General features: G+C 64.3%; 13 protein-coding genes and 1 pseudogene. 9 read left to right on the forward strand and 5 right to left on the reverse strand.

The features are described from left to right. Positions 1-199: 199 nt before the first annotated feature. Together GOPIP_RS20930 and GOPIP_RS28050 are read left to right on the forward strand one after the other, a co-directional pair. Positions 200-691: a hypothetical protein gene (locus GOPIP_RS20930; RefSeq protein ID WP_138944149.1), complete on the forward strand. Its 492-nt coding sequence runs from the start codon at positions 200-202 to the stop codon at positions 689-691. Between the two features lie 200 nt (positions 692-891). Next, on the forward strand, positions 892-1,587 hold the full coding sequence (locus GOPIP_RS28050) for a hypothetical protein (protein WP_006371793.1): 696 nt from the start codon (positions 892-894) through the stop codon (positions 1,585-1,587). 594 nt (positions 1,588-2,181) lie between these two features. On the opposite strand, the gene GOPIP_RS20940 is transcribed toward GOPIP_RS28050, so the two are convergent. Further along, positions 2,182-2,628: a DUF1707 SHOCT-like domain-containing protein gene (locus GOPIP_RS20940; RefSeq protein ID WP_006371794.1), complete on the reverse strand. Its 447-nt coding sequence runs from the start codon at positions 2,626-2,628 to the stop codon at positions 2,182-2,184. A gap of 220 nt (positions 2,629-2,848) precedes the next feature. Here GOPIP_RS20940 and GOPIP_RS20945 point away from each other — a divergent pair, with 220 nt between their 5' ends. Beyond that, positions 2,849-3,685 carry an undecaprenyl-diphosphate phosphatase gene (locus GOPIP_RS20945; protein ID WP_006371795.1) on the forward strand — a complete coding sequence of 279 codons (837 nt, stop codon included), beginning with the start codon at positions 2,849-2,851 and terminating at the stop codon, positions 3,683-3,685. 86 nt (positions 3,686-3,771) lie between these two features. Then, positions 3,772-4,398, forward strand: coding sequence for a DedA family protein (locus GOPIP_RS20950; RefSeq protein WP_006371796.1), 627 nt, complete (start codon positions 3,772-3,774; stop codon positions 4,396-4,398). Between the two features lie 155 nt (positions 4,399-4,553). Here GOPIP_RS20950 and GOPIP_RS20955 read toward each other — a convergent pair whose 3' ends face one another. Genes GOPIP_RS20955 through GOPIP_RS20970 form a run of 4 tightly spaced genes read right to left on the reverse strand, consistent with a single transcriptional unit; the run spans position 4,554 to position 9,317 of the window. Beyond that, complete coding sequence (locus GOPIP_RS20955; RefSeq protein WP_006371797.1) at positions 4,554-5,999, reverse strand: ABC transporter ATP-binding protein; 1,446 nt, start codon at positions 5,997-5,999, stop codon at positions 4,554-4,556. Beyond that, on the reverse strand, positions 5,996-6,808 hold the full coding sequence (locus GOPIP_RS20960) for an ABC transporter permease (protein WP_244421188.1): 813 nt from the start codon (positions 6,806-6,808) through the stop codon (positions 5,996-5,998). The genes GOPIP_RS20955 and GOPIP_RS20960 overlap by 4 nt, the downstream gene beginning before the upstream one ends. Beyond that, the gene (locus tag GOPIP_RS20965; protein WP_244421189.1) at positions 6,805-7,794 is read right to left on the reverse strand and encodes an ABC transporter permease; all 990 of its coding nucleotides are present in this window, start codon (positions 7,792-7,794) and stop codon (positions 6,805-6,807) included. The genes GOPIP_RS20960 and GOPIP_RS20965 overlap by 4 nt, the downstream gene beginning before the upstream one ends. Then, positions 7,791-9,317 (reverse strand): ABC transporter substrate-binding protein, encoded by a 1,527-nt coding sequence (locus tag GOPIP_RS20970; protein ID WP_035728581.1) that lies wholly within the window; start codon positions 9,315-9,317, stop codon positions 7,791-7,793. The genes GOPIP_RS20965 and GOPIP_RS20970 overlap by 4 nt, the downstream gene beginning before the upstream one ends. Positions 9,318-10,132: 815 nt before the next feature. Between GOPIP_RS20970 and GOPIP_RS20975 the strand changes: the two genes are divergently transcribed. From GOPIP_RS20975 to GOPIP_RS20995, 5 genes and pseudogenes are all read left to right on the forward strand, one after another. After that, a complete protein-coding gene (locus GOPIP_RS20975) occupies positions 10,133-10,840 on the forward strand; it encodes a TauD/TfdA family dioxygenase (protein WP_006371801.1) in 708 nt (235 codons plus the stop codon). Further along, positions 10,837-11,808: a hypothetical protein gene (locus GOPIP_RS20980; protein ID WP_035728583.1), complete on the forward strand. Its 972-nt coding sequence runs from the start codon at positions 10,837-10,839 to the stop codon at positions 11,806-11,808. The genes GOPIP_RS20975 and GOPIP_RS20980 overlap by 4 nt, the downstream gene beginning before the upstream one ends. Then, positions 11,808-13,184: an alanine racemase gene (locus GOPIP_RS20985; RefSeq protein WP_138944152.1), complete on the forward strand. Its 1,377-nt coding sequence runs from the start codon at positions 11,808-11,810 to the stop codon at positions 13,182-13,184. Before GOPIP_RS20980 ends, GOPIP_RS20985 begins: the two co-directional genes overlap by 1 nt. A gap of 32 nt (positions 13,185-13,216) precedes the next feature. After that, positions 13,217-14,245: pseudogene (locus GOPIP_RS28430) on the forward strand (PLP-dependent cysteine synthase family protein); the annotation flags it as partial. 73 nt (positions 14,246-14,318) lie between these two features. Beyond that, positions 14,319-15,686: an MATE family efflux transporter gene (locus GOPIP_RS20995; RefSeq protein WP_035728589.1), complete on the forward strand. Its 1,368-nt coding sequence runs from the start codon at positions 14,319-14,321 to the stop codon at positions 15,684-15,686. The last annotated feature ends 104 nt before the right edge of the window (positions 15,687-15,790 follow it).

Raw genomic sequence — 15,790 nt, forward strand, 5'->3', positions numbered from 1 at the left:
ATCCCTCCCGTCGCCACAAACAAAAAGCCTCAAAGTGCGCGGCCCAGGATCGCCGCGCCCCATTGAGGCTCCGATGAGCTTGATGCTAGCAGGCATGCCGTGGCGGTTGACATAGAACGACGGTTTGCGGCTGTAATTCCGTCTGGGGCGGGCTGAGCTTCGTTCTCGTTCCATCAGCGCCTTGGTAGACATGTCATACTTGAGGACCGAACATGCAGGTCAGAGCTATGCGGTGCTGGATGTGGAGTTGCGCCATCGTTCGACCTGGAGTTGTGGCTGTTTTTCGTTGTGGAAGGTGCCGAGTAGCGAGATGTCTCAGTCGTATGAGCTGGCGGTTTTCGGCGACACTGCAACTCTCGCCCAGCGAGTAGTCGATGCGTTGGGCCTCACCCTTGCGGCGAGAGTGCTCGGCGTGTCGGAAACTCGCGGAATCAGACAATGGATTGAAGGCGAACGAGACGTTAAGGGTGCCGCCACGCTGACACGATTGCAGACAGCTGCCCAGATAGTCGCGGAACTCTCGGAGGCCTTGACTCCTCGGGAGATTCAAGGATGGTGGACGGTCGCCCACCCTGAGTTCGCGTTCAAATCCCCGCTGCAATTGTTTGAGGAAGGACCCGTCGAAACCGTACGTGCGCCGCTGCTGGAAATGGCGGTCGATCTGGCGCGACGGCACGCTGACGAGGCCTAGAGTGGCCTACCTCTCGGAGTGATTGCACGTTCAAGTGTGTCCTGTCGATCGAATCAACAGCCCGGGCAAAGCTGCCGAGGCCGAGTCCTATTTCGAGTGCATATCAATCGCGACCTGGGGAGACGGGGCTGGCCATGGACAGCCGTGATCTGCGCTGTTGCGCTCTATCATTGACGCATCGGCGGCAGGAAGGAGCTGCGATGGGTAGCCCGCGACGGGTCAGCCCACACGCCATGGTCAGCAGGGGCCTGCAGGACCTCGACGCGATCATCCCTGCAGACCAGGGTGAGCGCCAGCAGCCCGACGAGCTCGTGGCGATTGTGGCTGCTCTGCACCAGATCGAGAGTTCGATGCGTGTCCCGGTTGTTGACCTTCTTCTCGCCCTCACGGACGCTGTCTCGACCAACCCGGCGTGGGCGCCGTCGCGGGCGATGAGTGCCGATCAGGAGGCCGTGCTGCTGGCGGCGGGGTCGTTTGTCGACGAGATGCCGCTCGCAGCGGAACGCGCGTCAACGACCGCCCTGCGACGCATCGGCACCCTCCTTGCGAGCGCGTTGAGTACCGATGACGCTGCAGCCAGACTGGGTGTTACTGCGGGGTGGGTGCGTCAGCGGCTGTCACACCGCACGCTCCTGTCGGTCAAGGTTGGTAGCGCGCATCGGCTTCCGGTATTTCAATTCACCGGTGACGGCGAGCTACCCGGCTGGGGTCGAGTCGCACCAGCATTTCCCATCACGGCGCATCCGATCGCCGTCGCCTGGTTCATGCAGAATCCGCACCCCGACCTCAGCGCTGCCGGGGAGTCTATGGCGCCGAGCGACTGGCTGAGCGGTGGTGGTGATTCCGAACGCGTGATCGACCTCATCGCAACCGCGTTCGTCGTGCACGCTTCGTGACCAGCTGGGCCCGCCACTGGTCCTGTCCAACGGGTGCATTCACTTCGGTCTCGGGGCAGCGCGGTGACAGTCGGTGGCGATGTATATTCGATGAAGTCGACTTTGAGATGGGCACGGTCAGCTGTGCCCCGGACACGGCGTCATCGGTGTAGTTACCCACACCGAATCGCGCATTATCCGCCTCAGCGCGGTCTATTTTGGGGCGAACGACGTTGCTAGGCAGGCCTCGACGCAATTTCGCAGCATAGCCCTCGACGCGTTCCTCGTTTTTCTTCTCGTCGGTCGTCTCGGGGTAGCACCGACGAATGAGAGACGTAGCAGTACCTACATCGATTGCTGAGGAGCTGCCGAGGCCGCGAATGCCATCAGAAGGTCCAGGCTAGATCAGAATCCGTCGGACCGGTCGACACAGAGGTGCGATCGGCAGCTGAGTGACACTGCCGGGCGACCCAGGAGCGTCGCCGAGCACATGGGAGCGTGGAACGCTGCTTACGCTACTCCAGGTATCCGACGATGGATCATGTTTCCCTGGAAGCATATTCGCGCAGCGGCAAAGATGCGTCACGGGGAAGGAATCCGTTTTCGTTGCCGTGGTCACTCGTCATCATGGTGCAGGTCTCCAGCGTGGTGCTCGTGCCCGTCGAGGATCCATCCCCCGGCCAGGGCCGACACGCCCATCAGCAACAGCAGGCACAGGGACCCGATGACGACCGCGACGCGGCGGTGCTGCAGCAGGTAGCCGGTCGATACGAGCAGTAATGCAGAGATCTGCGAGAGGCTGTGGCGAATACGGCCTTCGGAAGAAGTGGTCGGTTTTGTGCGCGCGAGGTGTTGGACGTGATCGACGTCGGCGGTCAGATCGGCGACTTCGTCACGGTAGGTTGCGGAGTACACCGACGAGGAGCGGTCATCGAACTCGGTGAGGGTGAGCATGCCGTCTGCCATGGCGGCTCTCAGGACGGTGGCGGCGTCTTCGCGGTCGCGTGATGAGGCCCTGAGTCGGATGCTCTGGACGGCTTCCGTAGATGGTGTGTCAGACATGAAAGACCTTTCGTGGACTGGCGATGAGTCGCTGGTCCGACCGCTCGTCGGTGCAGTGTCGCGGATCGCGATTCACCACGATGATGCGACCGGGCGGCTGAGTCCTCGCTGTCAACGGCTGAGAGCGCTTTCAGGATGCGATGACTCAGCGTTGACACAGCAACTGTCTGATCTGATGTCGGAGACCTGGCTACCGCCACCCGCCGATAGGAGACGCACATTGAACATCGTCCAGGCAGTGATACTCGGTGTGGTGGAGGGGCTCACGGAGTTCCTACCGGTGTCGAGCACCGGCCACCTGACGATTGTCGAGGAACTGATGGGACTGACGATCGACGACGCGTCGGTGACCGCCTTCACCGCCATCATTCAGGTGGGCGCTATCGCAGCCGTGGTCATCTACTTCCGGCACGACATCGTGAGGTTGACCTCGACGTGGGGCCGAGGGTTGACTTCGGAAAGCGCTCGGCGCGAGCCGGAGTACCGCTTGGCGTGGGCGGTGATCGTGGGTTCGATGCCGATCGGTGTCATCGGCTTCCTCGCCAAGGACGTCATTGCGGGTCCGTTGCGGAGTCTCTGGGTGGTTGCGGGCGCGTTGATTGCCTGGAGTGCGGTGATGTACGCCGCCGAGCGATGGGCAACACAGCGTCGCGGCGATCGGGAGATCACGATCCGTGACGGGGTCATTGTCGGTGCCGTGCAGTGCATCGCGCTGGTCCCCGGGGTGTCTCGGTCCGGGGCAACCATCTCCGCAGGACTGTTTCTGGGTCTTGATCGGGTTGCAGCGACCAGACTCTCGTTCTTCTTGTCGATCCCCGCGCTCACGGCTGCAGGCGGCTACGAAGCTGCCACCACCGCGACGGACATCTCCGGTGGAGTCGGATGGACGGCGACTGTGATCGCGACCCTGGTCAGTGCGATTGTGGCCTACGCAACGATCGCTTGGCTGCTCCGCTTCGTGAGCCACCACCCCATCACCTACTTCGTTGGATACCGAATCCTTCTGGGGGTCATACTCATAGGCCTGCTCTCATCCGGGGTGCTGGCCGCCACCTGAGCGGCGCAGTCACCTGACAGTCGGTGTGCAGGTGACGCCAAGGCACTCTCAGCGGCCCCACAACGTTGACCGGGCAGGCTTGTCGTATGTCTCACCAGTTCGCCGCCCTCGCAACCATGCCCGCTGTGTACGTCTATTGCCTCGTCGGGCTGCTGGTTTTCGGTGAGTCGGCCGTGCTGCTCGGTCTCGTCCTACCCGCCGAGACGGTGCTGCTCGCCGGTGCTGCGCTCGCCGGTGTCGGTCACGCGACATTGATCGGTGTCATGGGCGTGGGGCTGGTGGCCGCGATAGCCGGTGACTGCCTCGGATATGCCTTCGGTCGCACGCTCGGTCCGCGTATTCGCACCAGCGCGATGGGCCGACGCGTTGGCGAAGCGCGTTGGCGCAGAGCAGAACAACTGACGAAGAGCCGTGGCGTCGTAGCGGTAGTGGGTGGACGTTGGGTGGGAGTTCTGCGTTCTTTGGTGCCGCTCGTGTCGGGCATGAACTCGATGCCGTTGCGGACATACCTGATCTGCAATGTCGTGGGCGGCGTGGTCTGGGTTGCCGGAGTGTCCACGTTCGGTTACTTTGCCGGAACCACGCTCGGCGCATCTGCCATGCTGACGGTCTCGGGAGGGCTGCTGGGCGCCGCTGCCGTGTATGCGCTGGGCAATTGGGTGTTGAGGGTTCGTCGCCGCGCAGCGGATTCCGCCAAAGGCGTTCCGTCTTGACACAAGAACCGCGCGATCGAGGCTTCACACGACGCGCCGTCACGAATGATCGATGGTGCGCCGCAGTTCGGTCGGATGTGGCGGTGCGGGCACTGAGGCGGCCGCAACCGCAACGTCTCGCCCAAGCAGGGACACTGTTTGCGCTCGCCGGCCCATCACACGCCGAGCAGCGTTCGAATCGGTCCGTGAGCGGTGATGCGGCCCTGCTCGATGAGAAATCCGGTTGTCGCGTAACGCTCGAGAAGGTCGATGTCATGACTGATCACGACCACAGCCATGCGTCGCTGCGCGGCCACCTCGGCGATGAGGTCCATGACGTCGTGGGCGGTTTCGGTGTCGAGGGCCGAGGTGATCTCGTCGCAGATCAGTACCCTGGGTCGTGCTGCCAGAGCGCGCGCGATGGCGACGCGTTGCCGTTGCCCGCCGGACAGTTCGTGCGGGTGGCGTTGGTGGAAGTCGGCAGGGAGCCCGACGTCGGCGAGTAGGGTGGCAACCTCACCATCGCGCTGAGACCGCCGGCGCCGAGCGGTGTGTGCTCGATACAGCGCCCGATTGAGGGTCTGTCCGATCGTGTGACGTGGATTCAGTGATGCGAGCGGATTCTGCGGAACCAATTGGATTCGGCCACGTGTCGACCGCGGCCTCGATGTACACGCCAATGCCTCGCCATCGAGATGTATCTCCCCGGTCGCCGTTGATTCCAGGCCGACCAGAACCCGGGCCAGGATACTCTTGCCCGCGCCGGATTTGCCGACCAAAGCCGTGAGTACGCCGTCGGACGCCGAAAAGCTGACCTCGTCGAGAATGGCGGAGTTTCCCCGGGACACCGACACCGCCTGCGCGGTCAGGGACGGCACCGCGTCCTGCGATGGCAGCCGAGAGTCGTCCTGTGCGAGTCCCGATGCCCCGTCGGCCGTGACACCCGATGACGACCGCGCGCGCCGGATGTGTTGCAGACGAACGTGGTTGTCGGACATCGCATTCAACAACGACATGTCGTGACCCGAGACGAGAACACTGACGTCGATGCTCTGGCACAAGGAGATCAGCAGCTGACGGATGTCCGCTCGAGCTCCCGGATGGAGCCCGGCGAAGGGTTCGTCGACGAGGAGAACCTTGACACCGCGGACGAGTGCGCGTGCCAGCGCCACCCGACGCTGTTGCCCTCCGGACAGTTCTCCCGGTCGTCGTGAGCGCAACTCGTCGGACAGCCCGACGACACCCAATGATTCTCGCCAGGACATTGCGGCGTGCGGTTCTTGGACCTCGGTCAACAACGTGCGAACGGTGAAGACCGGGTTGAGAGCCGAGCCCGGGTCCTGCCCGACGTAGGCGACGTTTTCGCGGCGAAATGCACGGAGGTCGGATGCCGACAGCTCGAGCACATCGGTCCCGAGCACCGAAAGGGTTCCCTCGTGGCGAGCTCTGGGCGGCAAGGCTCCGGCGAGTGCCTTCATGAGGGTCGTCTTGCCCGAGCCGGAGGGTCCGGACAGTGTGGTGATCGTCCCGGGATTGCAGACCAGTGAGGTCGCTTCGAGAACTGGATTCGGTTGCTGGGGAAGGTAGACCGAGAAGTGCTCGACCTCGATGGAGGCGGTCATCCTACCGACGCCTGACGCCTGACGCTACCGGCAGCCAGCGTGAGACTCATGGCCACCACGGCCAGTGCGATCGCCGGGGCCAATACCGCCCAGGGATTGAGGAGGATGCCCGCGCTGTTCTCGCGCACCATCAAGGCCCAGTTCGACTCTCCCAGGGACGCCGGGAGCTGGAGAAAAGCAGCAGTACTGACCAGATACATCGCCTCGACGAAGCGCAGCCCGAGCTGGGTGAGGGTGGTGTCGCGAATGTTCGGCAAGATCTCGCGAGTGACCAGATACGGCAGGCTCTCCCCGCCGGCCACGGCCACCTCGACATATCCGGTCGCGGCCACTCCGCCTGCCGCAGCGGCGAACACGCGCGCCGAGTATGGAGTTCCGACGAGTACCGCCACAAGGACGAGTCCCACGGTACCGCCGGCGGGCCACGACAAGAGCACGAGCATTATGGCCAGGATGGGTGGCACCAGCATCGCGCCGTCGACCGTCCGTTCGATGAGGACGCCCAGCCGGGGGCGCAGAGCTGCCGTGGTCCCGAGAATTGCGGCGAGGGAAGTGACGACGACGGCGATCGTCATCGCCACGACGATGATCTCGCGGCCGCCGACCAGCAACTGCGGCAACACGTTCCGGCCCAGGTGGTCGGTCCCCAGCCAGCTGTTCGCCGAAGGCCCGGTGAAGGGGATGTCGCCCCCGGTCTGTGACGTGTCGATGAACACGGGCGCCAGCAGGGCCATGCCGATGATCAGTCCGGCCGGGATCAGGACACCGACCCTCGCCAACGGCGACCGCGGATACACCGCGCGCTTCACGCTCGCCCCCGAACGGCCCATGTACGCAACGCATCAGCGAGAATCAACAAACCGGTGATCACCACACCCGTCAGCGCCACGACCGCGGCCACGACCGGAGCATCGCGGTCGGTGACCGCTCCGGCGAGCACTGCGCCGACGCCGGGGTAGTTGAAGATCGTCTCCACGACGAGAGCGCCCCCGAGAACCATCCCGACCGTGGTGGCGAGCGACGCCGCGATGGTCGGCGAGGCGATCGGGAGCACGTGCCGGAGGATGATCTCACGGCGGGTGAGTCCGTCGAGTTCGGCGGCTGCGACATGCGGCATCTGCGCGGCTTCGTCGAGGGCCGACCTGGTCACCCGAATGTTCCAACCGGACTGCGGAATCGCGAGAGCCACGACGGGTAGCAGGAGGGACGCGGCGTCGGCGGGCGCGCCCGAGGGGCCGGTGGTGGTGACCGCCGGAAGCCATCCCAGGACGAGTGCGAACACGAAGACCAGACACACCGCGATGACGAACTCGGGGATGGCGATGACGGCAATCGTTGCGGCGGAGAGAACACGAGCGGGCAGGCTGCGCGGAAAGAACGACCACAAAGCGCCGAACGCGACTGCAGTCACCGCGGTGACGAGCAACGCGAGCCCCCCGAGAAGCAGGGTGTTGGGGAACTTCGTCGACAGCATCTCGTTGACCGATGTGCCCCGTACGCTGGTGCCGAGGTCGCCGGAGAACAGGCCGGCCAGCCACTTGCCAAAGCGGACCGGGATTGGCCGATCGAGGCCGAGCGCGGCTTCACGCGCCGCCACCTGCGCGTCGGTCGCATCGCGCCCGAGCGCTGCGCGCACCCCGTCGCCCGGTAGCAGATCGATCGTGGCGAACACCACGAGCAACACGACGAGCAGTGTGCCGAGGCGCCCGACGACGCGCAGGAGAAGGCGCCACGGACCGGTGGTCGGCCACGGCGGCAACCGAAGACGGGCAACCGACGTCGGCGCAGAGATCAACTCTGCAACCAGGCACGTTCGAGTTGCACGCGGCCGAAACCTCCGAGGGTGGGCAGGCCGCGTACCCGGGAATTGGCGATGTCGATACCGTCGGCCATACCCCATACCAGGTAGCCGCCGCGGTCGTACTGGATCTTCTGTAGCTCCTGACCGGCAGCCTTGTATGACGCATCATCGTTGGCGGCCAGAGCATTTCGGTAGGCGGTGTCGAAAGCGGCATCGGCGAAGCCGGACTCGTTCCATTTGGTGCCCGAGTACATGGTCTTGCTGGCGAAGAACACCACAGAATCGTTGGTTCCCCAGTTGGCGGTGTAGAACGGGGCCTTGAGCCAGGTGTCGTCGTAGAAGACGTTGGCGTCCTGGGTTACCACGTCGATGTTCAGGCCCGCGGCCTTGGCCTGCTCGGCGAACAGTTTGGCCGAATCGACCTCACCCGGTGCCTCATCCTTGGTAATCAACTGGTACGTCTTGGTGAGGTCGAAATTCGACTGTGATAGTAACGCTTTCGCCTTGTCGAGGTCGCGGGTGCGCTGCGGCAGCGACTTGTCGTAGATCGGGTCGCCAGTACCCAGCACGTCGTTGGCCACCGCGCCGTAGCCGGACACCGCCTGTTTCACCATTGCGTCGCGATCGACCGTGAGTCGCAGGGCCTCCCGTACTCGCGGATCTGCGAAAGGGCCGTCCGACGTGCGCATCACGATCGGGATGACCACGTCATTGGGTCGGCGGACTACAGTGAATCCGTTGCGGCCCTCCGCTGTCCGGCCGGCCACTGCGCCGACGTTGGATGCCAGGTCGATCTGGTTGGACAGCACTGCGTTCGCCATCGCGGTGGTGTCCTCGAATCGCGTCACCTCGATCGCATCGAGTACCGACGGCGTGCCATGCCATTTGGGATTCCTGACCAGCCTGGCGTTGCCATTGGTGAAGCTTTCCATGATGAACGGTCCGGTGCCCACCGCCTTGGCGAAGTCGGTGGTGCCCTGCTTGACGGTGAAGGTCACCAGCCGCAACAGCATCGGCAAATCGCGATTGGGTGCCGGGGTAGTGAGGATGACCGCGTTGGGTCCGTCGGCAACGATGTCATTCGGCGAGGTCACGGGAACTTTTGTTTCACCGGCGATCTCATGGAGTCGTTGAAGTGAGTAGACGACGTCCGCCGACGACACAGGTACTCCGTCGTGGAAAGCGGCACCCTCGGCGATGGTGAACCGCCAACGCCGAGGATCGGGTAGTTGTTCCCACCGTGATGCCAGACGGGGTGCCACGTTCGGGTCGGCGCCGGGAACGGTCAAGGCGTCGTACGTCAGGGAGGCGATGAGGAAGTCGCTGTCATTGCTCAGTGTTTGGTGTGGGTCCTGTTCGATTTTTGATGCCTTACCGATGGCACCGACCCTCAATGTTCCGCCCGATCGCGGTGTGGTCGACGATGACGAATTGTCGGCGGAGCCGCAGGCGGCGAGCACGGTCAGGGCGGAAACACCCGCTCCCGCAGCCAAAAACTGTCGGCGATTGATTCTCACGAAGACATTTCCCTCTTGATCGGACGATCACCCTTGGGTCGCGAGTATGGATACCCTAACCCCTGCCGACGGGCACCTAACCATGTCCGAGTACCAACCGGCAAGGCCGTACTGAACTCGGCATCACATTCGGTGCGTGTCGATTGCCTGTGTGGCGTCTCCGGCGGCGCGGTCACGTAGTTGCCACGCGACCACCTGGACCACGCGCGACCTGCGAAACCTCTCGAATCCGGCGGGCCGGTCAGCCCGGGCGGCGGTGTCGCGGTCGTTCGCGGGTGGCACCCGAAAGGCAAACGCGCATCGGCGCAAGGAAGTTAAGCGCACTTAACCAAAGTCGAGCACCCTTCCCGCTTCGGCTCCTTGGCTCGGCAAATAAGCAAGCCGAAAAGAAATTCGTGACCGATTCCACTTTTGGATAGCCTATCCAAACCTGTTGTTGGTAGAGGTGGAAGTGCGCTCAACTTCGACGAGCGGAAATCGACAGTTTCACTCCATCCACATTCCCACCATTTGGAGCAGGAATGATCTCGGAACCAACCATTGATACGCGCCGTGTTAATCCGGACGATGGTGCACGGCTGATGTCCATAGCAGCTGAGTTCGCTGCGCGATACCGCGCACCTGATTCCGCCGAATTCTGTTCGGCGATCAACAATTGCCTTCGTGAAGTGCTGCCGTCCTCGATTTTGGAACTATGCACCCCCCCGCGGGGAGCGGCGACGGTACTGGACCGGCTACCGGTCGACGACTCGCGACATGGGCCTACCCCGAGGAGCTGGGTCGAAGCGCAGGACTGTCCCGCTCTGGGGTTTGCGATGGCGATGATCGGCGCGGCGATCGGTGAGCCATTCGGCTGGGCCGGCCAGCAGGAGGGACGCCTCGTCAACTCGATCGTTCCCACTCCAGGACATGAGAACGAACAAACCGGCGCGAGCTCATCGGTCCTGCTCAGTCCACACACCGAGGACGCGTTCCATCCCGACCGCGCTCACCTGATCATGTTGGGCTGCATCAGAAACCGTGACTCCATCGGCACCACGCTGGCCTCGATCCGAGACGTACTCGCCGGGGATCACCTGTCCGCGGACGACGTCGCACATCTGCGGCAGCCGGAATGCCCCATACTCCCGGACGATTCGTATGTCGGCGGTGACGAGGCGGGACGACCCTCTCCGGTTGGAACGGTGTGGCAGCGCGAAGACGGTGCCTGCTTGCGATACGACCCCGCCTACACCCCGGATGCGTCGGCGCGGCCCGCGTGGGCATCGGCGTACGCCAAACTCGAGTCAGGACTTGCCGCGGTGTCGAAGATCGTGGCACTCGAGCCAGGTCAGATTCTGCTCCTCGACAACGACGTCGCCGTTCACGGCAGGGTCCCCTTCACTGCACGATTCGACGGTACCGACCGATGGTTGCTGCGTCTGAACATCAAGCTGTCGCATCGCCTGCGACCGGCCGCGGAGGCATTCGAGCCGGGATTCGGACAAGTTGTGGTGCGGCCGTACGCCGGGGCGCTGGTATGAGTGACATCCTCGTCCTGAGCCGATCCGACATCGACCAACTGATGGTCGATCACCGACGCGTCAAGGCGGCGGTCACCGACGCGTGCCGTGGGCTTGCCGTGGATTCCTCGCAGAATCCGCGAAAGGTGAAGTTGACCGCCGACGAGTCGGTTTCGTACGCGATGGTCGGCCGGTGTTCGTCATCGGTCGGCCCGCCGTCGGTCGGTTTCAAGATGTCCTACACTCATGACCCCCGTCCCGGGCACGGCACCAAGCGTTACTACACGACGTTGACGGTCTTCGACGACGAGACCGGCCGACCGACTGCACTGCTCGACGGATCGAGGATCGGCGCACTGCGCACCGCGGCGGTGACCGCCCTGTTGGCCGAGGTCTCCGCGCCGCCTGCTCCCGCGACCCTGCTCCTGATCGGCAGTGGCCGCCAGGCCCAGGAGACGGTGACCTCGGTGCTGACCGCACTTCCGACGCTGAAAACCGTGCTGCTTGCCGGCAACCATCCAGCGGGCCTGATCGAGACCCGGCAACGGCTGGCACAACACGATGTGCGTGTCGAAGACGTCGACGATGTCAATGATGCTGCGCCACAGGCGGAGATCGTCATCGGCGCAGCAGGTCCGGGCACACCGCACCGCGTACGCGCCCAGAAAGTCGCGCCGGGAACGGCGACAATCCTCGTGGGGTACGGCCTCGACGCGTCATGTCTGTGGGCCGCTGACCGCGTGATCGCGACCGACGCCCATCAAATGGCCGTCACCGGTACCGACCTCCTCGACGGTCACGGGTCGCTGCGTAAGGTCGATGCGGAGTTGCCGGCAGTGCTCGTGGGTCGGGCGCCTGCCCGGGTGGACGACCGACAACGGGTGTTCGCCTACAACTCCGGTCTTGTCGTCACGGATGTGGCTGTCGGGCGGGCGCTGATCGCGCAGGCCCGTGAGCACGGGATCGGTACGGAGGTGGCGCTGTGGTAGTGAGCGCAGCCCCTATGCCGGCACGATGGCACACATGGGCCGAGGACCTGCTGTTGCAACCGGAGACCCTGGCGCAGATGGCACGCGTTGTCGGTGACACCTTCCACGTTCTCGATCCCGCGACCTTCGCTGACAACCTCGCCGCATTCTCCGCAGCCTTCGACGACTGCGGTGTCGACGGGCGGATTCGATACGGTTACAAGGCCAACAAGGCCCGAGCGTTCGTGCGCGAGTGTGCAAGCGCAGCGTCCGCGGCACGGGGGAGGTTCGGGGTCGACGTCGCATCCGTCGAGGAATTCGGAGCGGCACTGACGGCCGGCGTACGGGGCGAGGAGATCGTGGTCACCGGCCCTGCGCACGGCGACGAAATGCTGCGTCTGGCCGCGCGTCACGACGCGGTCGTGGCCATCGACTCACTGGAATCCGTTCGCCGCCTGTGCGCGCGCCCGCCTGCCGAGGACCTCGGTATCCTGCTGAGGCTTCGCCCCCCAGGCGCCACCACTCGATTCGGGCTGACCGACGGGCAAGTTCGGGTGGCGCTGTCGGAACTACGGGACTGTAAGCGAATAGTTCTGCGGGGAATGAGCTTTCACCTGTCCGGGTACGACATCGCCCCACGCGCGGCCATGGCACACCATGCCATCGACCTGTGCCTCGCGGCACGCGACTGCGGACATCGTCCTGAAATGATCTCGCTCGGTGGCGGTTTCGCCGTCGACTACCTCGATCGGCGTCACTGGGATGCGTATCGCGCTGAAGAGGTTGCGCAGTGGTACTTCGACGGAAACGCTCCGGCTTCGCTCTACCCGTACGCGCCCGATGTCGCAGGTGCCGAGATGCTATCCGCGGTGCTCGGTACCTCGCGGTCGCAGCGCGCTCCGGGCGATCACAGTGGATCTGTCGCGCAGCGCGTCCGTGACCTGAGCCTTCGAATCATGGTCGAGCCCGGTCGTGCGCTGTGTGACGGTGCGGGGTTCAGTGTGTTCACCGTCCGCGGAATACACCACACGCCCGACGGAACGGCAGTCGTCACGGTGTCCGGTACGTCGTTGAGCCTGTCGGAGCAGTGGTTCGGGAGCGAGTTTCTCCCCGACCCGCGCCTCATCGACCTCGATGAGGACACTGCACCTCACGGTCACACGACGGAGACGATGTCCGCGGTCGTCGCCGGGTCCACCTGTCTCGACGGCGATCTTCTCAGCCGACGTCGGATCCGCTTTCCGCGGCGGGCGAAGGTGGGAGACCTGCTCGTCTATCCCAACACGGCCGGCTACCAGATGGACTCGAACGAGTCCGAGTTCCACCAGACCCCGCTTCCACCCAAACTCGTTGTCCGTCAACGAGACACCACGACAACCTGGAGTATCGACCGATGACAGTCACGAGCGTCCAGCACGCCGATACCGAAATGAAAACCACCGAGCGGGTTGTCCGCTCGGTGACCGACCTCGTCGGACACACGCCTCTGTTCGAACTGTGCCGTGCTCCTCGAGGTGGCAGGCTCCTGCTCAAACTCGAGCAGTTCAATCCGACGGGAGCTGCGAAAATCCGAATGGCCATCTCAATGGTCGACGACGCGGAACGACGCGGGCTTCTCCGGCCCGGCGGGAAGATCGTTGAATCCACCTCCGGGAATACAGGTTTGGGACTTTCGGTCGTCGCGGCCGAGCGAGGCTACCGGTTCAGTGCTGTGGTGGACAACCATGCGTGCGTCGACAAACTCCGTGCCATGGCGGCAATGGGCGCCGAGCTCACCTTTGTCGCCGCCGATGGCGACGACGTGTTGGCAACATCCGCGCGAGAGGATTACGCGGAGCGGCTTGCGGCGCAACAGCCCGATGCCTACTTCACCGAACAGCACAATAACGATGCGAACGCCGTCAGCTATCACGCGGTGGCCCACGAACTGCTCGGTGACCTACCGGGTGGAGTTGATTACTTGATCAGTCCGGTCGGCACGGGCGGTAGCCTTTTCGGGACCGCACGCGAACTCGCCGCTCTGGGACACCCGGCAACGGTGGTCGGTGTCGAGCCACACGGCTCGATCGCTTTCGGAGGCCCCGGCCACGACTATTGGCAATCGGGGACCGGAACACCGGAAGGTGCGGTCGTCGGTACCGCGGTCGACTATGACCTGCTCGACGAAGGTGTCAAGGTCGGTGACATCGAAGCATTCGCCACCGTTCGGGTGATTGCCCGTCGCCGGGGACTATTGCTGGGAGGCTCTGCCGGTGGCGCGATCTACGCTGCGCTCGAACGGCTTCCGATGATGAAGCCCGGCGCGACCGCTGTCACGACAGTCTGCGACGGCGGCGAGAAGTACCTGGACACCGTTTTCTCCGACGAGTGGATGAGTGCGCGTCACCTGTTGAGCCCGGCCACCGAGAATCGCGTCGAGGAGATGCTCGATGACGTCATCGAGGGGACCGCCGTTGCGAGTGGCGACGCGCTGCCCAGTACCGTGTGGCGCACGGCGATCCGATCCCGACGCAGAATTGAGCCCCGATATCGTGCAGCGCGACGTCTCACACCACAACCTGGCACGACAACTCGTCGCCCTGGCAGTGCCGGTGGCCGGGACACAGCTCGCACAGATCGCCCTGTCGACGACCGACACCGCGATGATGAGTCTGCTCGGCGTCGGGGCACTTGCCGGCGGCAGCCTGGCCGTGGTCATCTTCAATCAGGTGCGGACGATGGGCGTTGGTCTGCTGGTGCCGATGGGCAATCAGATCGCCGCCGCGGACACCGACGGCCGACGCAGCGCATCGACGGTTCGCGGGCATGTGCGCGCCGGGTTTCTCGTCGCCACGCTGGCCGGAATAGTCGGCGCGATTGCCATCATCGGGGTGGGGGCGTTGCTGCCGTACCTCGGACAATCGCCGGGAGTGGTCGACGCGGCACGGTCCATGCTGGCTGCGCTCGCACCCGGCCTCGTCCCCTGTCTGTGGTTCCAGGTGCTTCGACAGTTCACCGTCGGTATGCGAAAGCCTCTGGCGCTGTTGTGGATCACCGTTGGATCGGTGGCGGTCAACGCCGTGCTGAACCTTGCCTTCATCTACGGCTGGGGGCCGTTGCCCGATTTGGGTCTCACCGGAATCGGGTTGAGCACGTCACTCGTTTATCTGCTGACGTTCGGGGTGTTCTGGTGGATGGTCCGGCGCGACGCGGAACTGTCGGCGTTGTTGTCGGTGCGCTTCTGGCGGGTCGAGCGGGCCGACGTCGTGTCGCTGCTGAAACTCGGCGTCCCGGTGTCGGCCACCTACGCCAGCGAGGCCGGGATGTTCACCGTCCTCGCTCTGGTGATGGGAGCGATCTCGGCACCGGCTCTGGCCGCACACGGCGTCGTCTACCAGATCACCTACATCGTGTTCCAGGTCGCGATCGGACTCTCGCAGGGTTCGTCGATCATCGTCAGCCGCCAGGTCGCTCTCCGACATGCGCACGAGGCGATGAACGTCATGCGACTTGCCCTGACGGCGAGTGCAGCAGTCGCCACGGCGGCGGGGCTCGTCTACCTACTATTCCCCGACGTCGTGCTCGCCCCATTCACCAGCGACGCCGACCAACCGACGATCGCCCTCTGCAAGTCACTGCTGATGATCGGCATCGTCATGCAGTTCGTCGACGCCGCACAGAACATCGGCGTGGGACTCCTGCGCGGGCTCGGCGATACCGTGTCCGGCTTTCGGTTGTCGTTGATCGGCTACTGGGTCGTCGGCGTGCCCGCCGCACTGATCCTGGCCTTCCCGCTCGGACTGAACGCGGCAGGGGTCTGGTGGGGACTCACGTGCGGTCTCGCCACCACCGCGGCCCTGATGTTGATGCGGTTCGTCAGGTCGGCGCAGCGCATCGCCGGCAGTGCGTCGCCCGGGTAGCGCAAGACGGGATCGGCGCTTACTCAGCGTCTCCTAAGCGACCGTCCGAGAGGATCGGTCAACCATGGAGACCTTGCGGGGGCAACCGCGTCGGCCGCAGCTAC

Source organism: Gordonia polyisoprenivorans NBRC 16320 = JCM 10675 (genome assembly GCF_000241325.1).
Classification (GTDB): Bacteria; Actinomycetota; Actinomycetes; order Mycobacteriales; family Mycobacteriaceae; genus Gordonia; species Gordonia polyisoprenivorans.

Coding starts and splice junctions, on each gene's coding strand:
- GOPIP_RS20940 (WP_006371794.1), bottom strand. CDS start 2,628: ATGTCTGACACACCATCTACGGAAGCCGTCCAGAGCATCCGACTCAGG.
- GOPIP_RS20980 (WP_035728583.1), top strand. CDS start 10,837: ATGAGTGACATCCTCGTCCTGAGCCGATCCGACATCGACCAACTGATG.
- GOPIP_RS20950 (WP_006371796.1), top strand. CDS start 3,772: ATGTCTCACCAGTTCGCCGCCCTCGCAACCATGCCCGCTGTGTACGTC.
- GOPIP_RS28050 (WP_006371793.1), top strand. CDS start 892: ATGGGTAGCCCGCGACGGGTCAGCCCACACGCCATGGTCAGCAGGGGC.
- GOPIP_RS20955 (WP_006371797.1), bottom strand. CDS start 5,999: ATGACCGCCTCCATCGAGGTCGAGCACTTCTCGGTCTACCTTCCCCAG.
- GOPIP_RS20975 (WP_006371801.1), top strand. CDS start 10,133: ATGGCGATGATCGGCGCGGCGATCGGTGAGCCATTCGGCTGGGCCGGC.